Raw genomic sequence first — 6,360 nt, 5'->3', positions numbered from 1 at the left:
GGCGGTGGCGCCGTACGGCGCGAGCCATTCCAGGCGCTCGATGTACGTGCTGGGGCGGAAATTACCTTCGGCATCGAAGTCGGTGATGGGGAAGGACAGCAGGCCGGACGACATGACCTGTTTCAGTTCTTGCGGATTCATGGAGGCTCCAGGAAAAGGGCGATGGCACGACGCGCAGGATGCACGCACTACAATTGTCAGTCATCGTACAAGTGGCCGTCGAAAAGGGCAAGAGGAAATTCGGCGCGCACCGGCGCCGCGCTCGCCGTGGCATAGGATTCGATGCGATTCTTGCATTGCACGATTAATAAAAGTCATTGGACGCATATTTACGGAACGGTTCAAAATCCGGGCGGTGTGGTGATAGCGCTAACAGATAGCGTTATCACCGCACAATGTACCACCAAGGAACAGCAGCAGAGGCAACAAACGATACCGATACAATAAAACGGAGACAATATGCCAACGCAGTTTCGCAAGACCCTGATCCATCTCGCCGTCACCGGTGCGTGCGGTGTTGCCGCCACGCCGGGATATGCACAGGACGGCCAGAGCGCCCCGGCCGGCCCCGAGGCCGTGACCACCGTCGTCGTGTCCGGCTCGCGCATCGCCGCGCGCGGGTTCAGCCAGCCGACGCCGACGCCGACCCTGACGGCGGACGATCTCGCCAAGGCCGCCAAGCCGAACCTGTTCGAAACCCTGACCGAATTGCCGGCCCTGCAGGGCAGCACCGGCCGCACGACCTTCACGTACAGCACGTCGAGCGGCGTGCAGGGCCTGTCGTCGTTATCGCTGCGCGGCCTGGGCACGATCCGCACCCTGACCCTGCTGGACGGCCAGCGCGTGGTCGGCGCCAATGTCACGGGCGTGACCGACGTGAGCCAGTTCCCGCAGCTGCTCGTCAAGCGCGTCGACGTGGTGACGGGCGGCGCGTCGGCGTCGTACGGCTCGGATGCCGTGGGCGGCGTCGTCAACTTCATCACGGACAAGAAGTTCAACGGTTTCAAGTTCAATGCCGAAGGCGGCATGACGCAGTATCACGACGACAAGAACGGGACGCTGCAGGCGGCATGGGGGCGCGGCTTCGCGAACGACCGCCTGCACGTCGAGGCGAGCGCCGAATTCACGAAGGAGAACGGCGTCGATTCGCCGGGCTTCGGCGAAGTCGGCGCGAACGGCCGCAGCTGGTACATGAACCCGGCGCTGCAGGAATCGACGAAGGCGATGCAGGCCGCGGGCGCGCCGCGCTACAAGAGCATCCTGCACGCGCAGCACGTCCAGTACGCGAAATACGGCCTGATCACGGACGGTCCGCTCAAGGGCACGGCGTTCGGCCCGGGCGGCACGCCGCAGCCGTTCCAGTACGGGACGAATTGCGTCGGCAACTTCTGCGTTGGCGGCGACCTGGCCGGCAGCGTGGGCGCGGGCACGAACCTCGCGATGAATTTTCGGCGCGAGGTCGCGTACACGCGCGTGTCGTGGGATCTCGACGCGGACAACGAAATCTACGTGACGGGCAACTGGGCGCAGGTGACGTCGGTGTTCTCGCCGAATCCGGGCGCGGCCAAGCAGGCCAATCTGGGCATCAAGTGCGACAACGCCTACCTGCCGGCGTCGATCGCGGCCGGTTGCGCGTCCGGCTACCCGAACGGCGTCATGCAGGTCGGTACCGCGAACGCGGAATTCCCCGCGAATATCACCGTGCACCCGACGCGCACCCAGCGCCGCGTCGTGCTGGGCGCGGACGGCCGTTTCGCCCTGTTCGGCAAGGACTGGTCGTACGACGCGTACGCCGAGCATGGCGAGAACACGACCGTGATCCACGTGCAGGACATCACGCTGAACCGCCGCTACAACTACGCGATCGACGCGGTGCGCGACGCCGGCGGCAACGTCGTCTGCCGCGACGCCGCCGCGCGCGCCAACGGCTGCCAGCCGATCGACATTTTCGGCGACGTGCCGATCAATATGGCCGGCTGGTCGTACATCGCGCCGCTGAACGGTCCGATGCAGCACACCGATTCGAGCCAGAACGTCGTCAGCGCCAACGTGCACGGCGACGTGCTCGAGGCGTGGGCCGGACCGGTCTCGATGGCGGCCGGCGCCGAATGGCGGCGCGAGGACTACTCGGTGTACGGCGACCCGTACGGCGCCGGCGTGGACCTGCAATCGCGTTACGGCCCGGGCTATCCGCTCGATACGACCCTCGCGGCGGGCGGCGACAACTGGTTCGCGGGGAATTACCACAACGGCCGCGGCGCGTTCAACGTGAAGGAAGCCTACGTCGAATTCAACATCCCGTTCCTGAAATCGGCGACGCTGGGCGAAGCGAACCTGAACATCGCCGACCGCCAGGAAAAGTACAGCACGGCCGGCAACGCCAACGCGTGGAAGATCGGCGCGACGTGGAAGACGCCGATCGACGGGCTGCGCCTGCGCGCCGTGAGTTCGAAGGACGTGCGCGCGCCGAACCTGTCCGAGCTGTACGCCGCGATGACGGTCACCAACCAGGCGGTGAACAATTCGCAGGGCTCGTCGGTGCAGGTCCAGCAGCGCAACGTCGGCAATCCCGACCTCGCGCCGGAAGTCGCCCGCAACAATTCGTTCGGCATCGTGCTGAGCCAGCCGGCGTGGGCGCGCGGCTTCAACCTCTCTGTCGATTACTACGACATCAAGGTCCGGAACGTGATCAACTCGCTGGGCCCGCAGCAGGAAGTCGACCTGTGCTACGCCGGCTACCAGAACGTGTGCTCGGCCGTGTCGATCAACGGCCCGGCCGGCACGAATTACGTGCTGGCCCAGAGCTTCAACTTCGCGTCGCTGCACACGCGGGGCGTCGACGTCGAGACCGCGTACCGCATGAACCTGCGCGACCATGGCCTGCCGGGCGCGTTCACGCTGCGCGGCATGGCCACGCGCACGATCCACGCGGTGTCCGATCCCGGCGTGCCCGGGACCGCGCCGAGCGAAGGCGCGGGCAACATGACGGGCAGCACGCCCAAGTGGAAAGCGCTCGTGACGCAATCGTGGGACGGCGGCAAGCTGGGCGTCAGCCTGACGGAGCGCTGGGTCAGCGCCGGCGTGTTCAGCAATGAATTCATCGAATGCCGGGCCAGCTGCCCGTTGCCGACGGCGGCGCATCCGACCATCTACGACAACCATATCGCGGGCGCCACCTACGTCGACTTCGGCGCAACGTACCGTTTTGCCAAGGAATCGATGTTGTATTTCAAGATCGACAACCTGGCCGACCGCGGCCCGGTGCTCGTGCCGCAGACCAACCTGAGCATCGGCATCAACCCGGCCCTGTACGACGTGATCGGCCGGACCTACCGGGCCGGCGTGCGCATGCGCTTCTGACAACCGGCCGGCGGCGCGGGCGACGTGCCGCGGCGCCGGCCGCCGATTGCATGCAACACATCATATGTTGCGCCACGAAAACATTTGGAGCGTATGTTCAAGTTTTGCTGTTTTCCGCGGATAGATTTGGATAGATTGTAAGTGTCCAACGAGGAGACATCATGCGGCACCTTACGATCAAACAAACCTTCATCACCCTGCTGGCCCTGACGCTGCTGATGGCCGGCCTCATGCTGGTCGCGTTGTCGCGGGTGTCGTCGGCGCAGAGCCGCGCGACCGAGGCGAGCGACGCGCGCTACCGGTCCTACCTGCTGGCCGACGAACTGCGCCAGAGTTCCGACGACCTGACGCGCCTCGCCCGCACCTATGTCGTCACGGGCGACGAGCGCTACGAGCAGCAATACATGGACATCCTCGCCATCCGCAACGGCACCAAGCCGCGGCCCGAGCACTACGAGCGCATCTACTGGGACCTCGTGGCCGGCGGCGTGGCCGTCCCGCCGTCGAGCGGCCAGACGGTCCCGCTGCAGCAGCTGATGCGCCAGGCCGGCTTTTCCGACCAGGAGTTCGCCAAGCTCAAGGAAGCCCAGGACGACTCCGACGCGCTCGTCAAGACGGAAGTCATCGCGATGAACGCCGTCAAGGGCCTGTTCGACGACGGCCACGGCGGCTTCACGCGCAAGGCCGACCCGAATCCGGAATTCGCCCGCACCATCATGCACGACGCGGCCTACCACCGGAACAAGGCGCGCATCATGGTGCCGCTGAACGACTTCCTGCGCCTGCTGGACGAGCGCACCGGCGCCGCCGTCGCCGCCGCCGGGCACGCGACGGGCACCGCCATGACGGCCGCCATCGCGCTGATGATCGTGTCGCTCGTGCTGACGACGACGGCGCTGTACATGGTGTACCGCTACATCATGCGCAACCTGAACAAGGCCGTCGACGCCGCCGACCGCATCGCCGGCGGCGACCTGTCGGGCGAGATCGCCGTCGAATTCGACGACGAGGTGGGCCGGCTGATGGGGGCCATCGCCACCATCAACGGCAACCTGCACGACATGCTCGCCAAGATCCGCACGAGCACGGAAAGCATGGCGTCGGCGACGGATGAAATCGCCACCGGCAACGCCGACCTGTCGGCGCGCACGGAAGCGCAGGCCGGATCGCTGGAGGAGAGCGCCAGCGCCATGGAGACGCTGACGCAGACCGTGCAGCGCAACGCCGCCAACGCCCAGAACGCCAACGAGCTCGCCGCGCGCGCCACCACCGTGGCGGGCAAGGGCGGGGACGTGATGGCGCAGGTCGTGTCGACGATGGGCCAGATCAAGGACGGCTCGGCGCGCATCAGCGACATCATCGGCGTCATCGACAGCATCGCCTTCCAGACGAACATCCTCGCGCTGAACGCGGCCGTGGAAGCGGCCCGCGCCGGCGAGCAGGGACGCGGCTTCGCGGTGGTGGCGCAGGAAGTGCGCGGCCTGGCCCAGCGCAGCGCGGGCGCCGCGAAGGAAATCAAGGGCCTGATCAGCGACTCCGTGCAGAGCGTGGAGACAGGCAGCCGCCTCGTCGACCAGGCCGGCAACACGATGGACGAGATCCTGGACGCGATCCGGCAGGTGTCCGGCATCCTCGCCGACATCGCCCGCGCCAGCAACGAGCAGGGCCACGGCATCGCCGAAGTGAGCACCGCGGTGCACCAGATGGACGGCATCACGCAGCAGAACGCGGCGCTCGTGGAGGAGGCCGCGGCGGCCGCCGAGAGCCTCAAGGTGCAGGCGCAGTCGCTGCTGCAGGCCGTCGGCATCTTCACGCTGGAGCGCGATGCGGCGCCTGCGCCGGCGCCGCGCGCGGCGCGTCCCACGCTGACCGTCGTGCGCAACGCCGCCCTGCAGTACCGTTGATCCCGTAGGGCGGGCACCCCGTGCCCGCGCGACGGTTGCGCCGTCAGGCCGCCGGGTGGTCCTGCAGGCGCTGCTGCGCTTCGCGGAGCCGCTCGCGGCTGTTCGACAAATGGGTGCGCATGGCGGCGCGCGCCGCCTCCGGATCGCGCCGCAGGATCGCCTTGTAGATGTCCTCGTGCTCGCGGTTCACGCGTTCGAGATAGTCGGCCGGCTTGTCCTCGCCGAGGCCCGGCGTGTTCAGGCGCGCGCGCGGGATGATCGCGCTGCCCAGTTGTCCCAGCAGTTCGACGAAGTAGCGGTTGTCGGTCGCTTCCGCGATCAGCTGGTGGAAGCGCACGTCGGCCTCCACGGACGTGCGGCCGTTCACCAGCGCGCGCTGCATCTCGCCCAGCGCCTCGCCCATCCGCGCCACCTGTTCGTCGGTGCGGCGCGACGCGGCCAGCCACGCGGCCTCGGTCTCCATGCTGATGCGCAGTTCGAGGATCGCGAGCACGTCGCGTACCGTCACCACGCTGTCGGTGCCGATGCCGAGCGTCGTCGCCGGCGGTTCCAGCACGAAGGTGCCGATGCCGTGGCGCGTCTGCACGAGGCCGCCCGCCTGCAGCTGCGAGATCGCCTCGCGCACCACCGTGCGGCTGACGCCGTATGCCTCCATGATGGCCGATTCCGGCGGCAGCTTGTCGCCCGGGTTGAATTCCGAGCGGCGGATGCGCGCGCTCAGTTCTTCGACGACGCCCTGGGCGAGGTTGCGGTATTTCTTGCGGGCGGGCAGCAGGGCGGTCGGCGAGTTCATGCGCGTGTGGTAAACAGTGGGTCCAGGCCACGATTATAGCCGTGCGGACTCGGTCGTCTGACAAGTCTGCAAAAAAATGTGGGTCTGTACAAGAACACCGTCGTTCTCACGCAGGTGCGGGGGCGTTTGGCCGTGCGGATCCGTTTATCTGACAGGGTCGCAAAAACCACCCCTCGTCGCCCCCGCGCAGGCGGGGGCCCAAGTTAACCGTGATCCGACGATACTTGGGTTCCCGCCTGCGCGCACTGCTGTCCGGAATAAAATTCTTGACAGTTTCATCAGATGAGGCTCAGCTGGAGTTCT

Annotated in this window: 3 protein-coding genes and 1 pseudogene; 2 read left to right on the top strand and 2 right to left on the bottom strand. The window is 66.8% G+C overall.

The window, feature by feature from the left end:
* Positions 1 to 141, bottom strand: a pseudogene (locus ASC93_RS31195) (5-dehydro-4-deoxyglucarate dehydratase); the annotation flags it as partial.
* Between the two features lie 318 nt (positions 142 to 459).
* On the opposite strand from ASC93_RS31195, the gene ASC93_RS27375 reads away from it, so the two are divergent.
* Both ASC93_RS27375 and ASC93_RS27370 read left to right on the top strand, forming a co-directional pair.
* Entirely contained in the window at positions 460 to 3,360 is a 2,901-nt protein-coding gene (locus tag ASC93_RS27375; RefSeq protein WP_056450219.1) for a TonB-dependent siderophore receptor, read from the top strand.
* A gap of 161 nt (positions 3,361 to 3,521) precedes the next feature.
* Entirely contained in the window at positions 3,522 to 5,264 is a 1,743-nt protein-coding gene (locus ASC93_RS27370; protein ID WP_056450218.1) for a methyl-accepting chemotaxis protein, read from the top strand.
* Positions 5,265 to 5,307: 43 nt separating this feature from the next.
* On the opposite strand, the gene ASC93_RS27365 is transcribed toward ASC93_RS27370, so the two are convergent.
* Positions 5,308 to 6,057: a FadR/GntR family transcriptional regulator gene (locus ASC93_RS27365; RefSeq protein WP_056450216.1), complete on the bottom strand. Its 750-nt coding sequence runs from the start codon at positions 6,055 to 6,057 to the stop codon at positions 5,308 to 5,310.
* Positions 6,058 to 6,360: the final 303 nt, after the last annotated feature.

This window comes from Massilia sp. Root335, assembly GCF_001425685.1.
In the GTDB taxonomy this organism is placed as follows: Bacteria; Pseudomonadota; Gammaproteobacteria; order Burkholderiales; family Burkholderiaceae_D; genus Telluria; species Telluria luteola.
This window is presented reverse-complemented; position numbering and strand designations above follow the sequence as displayed.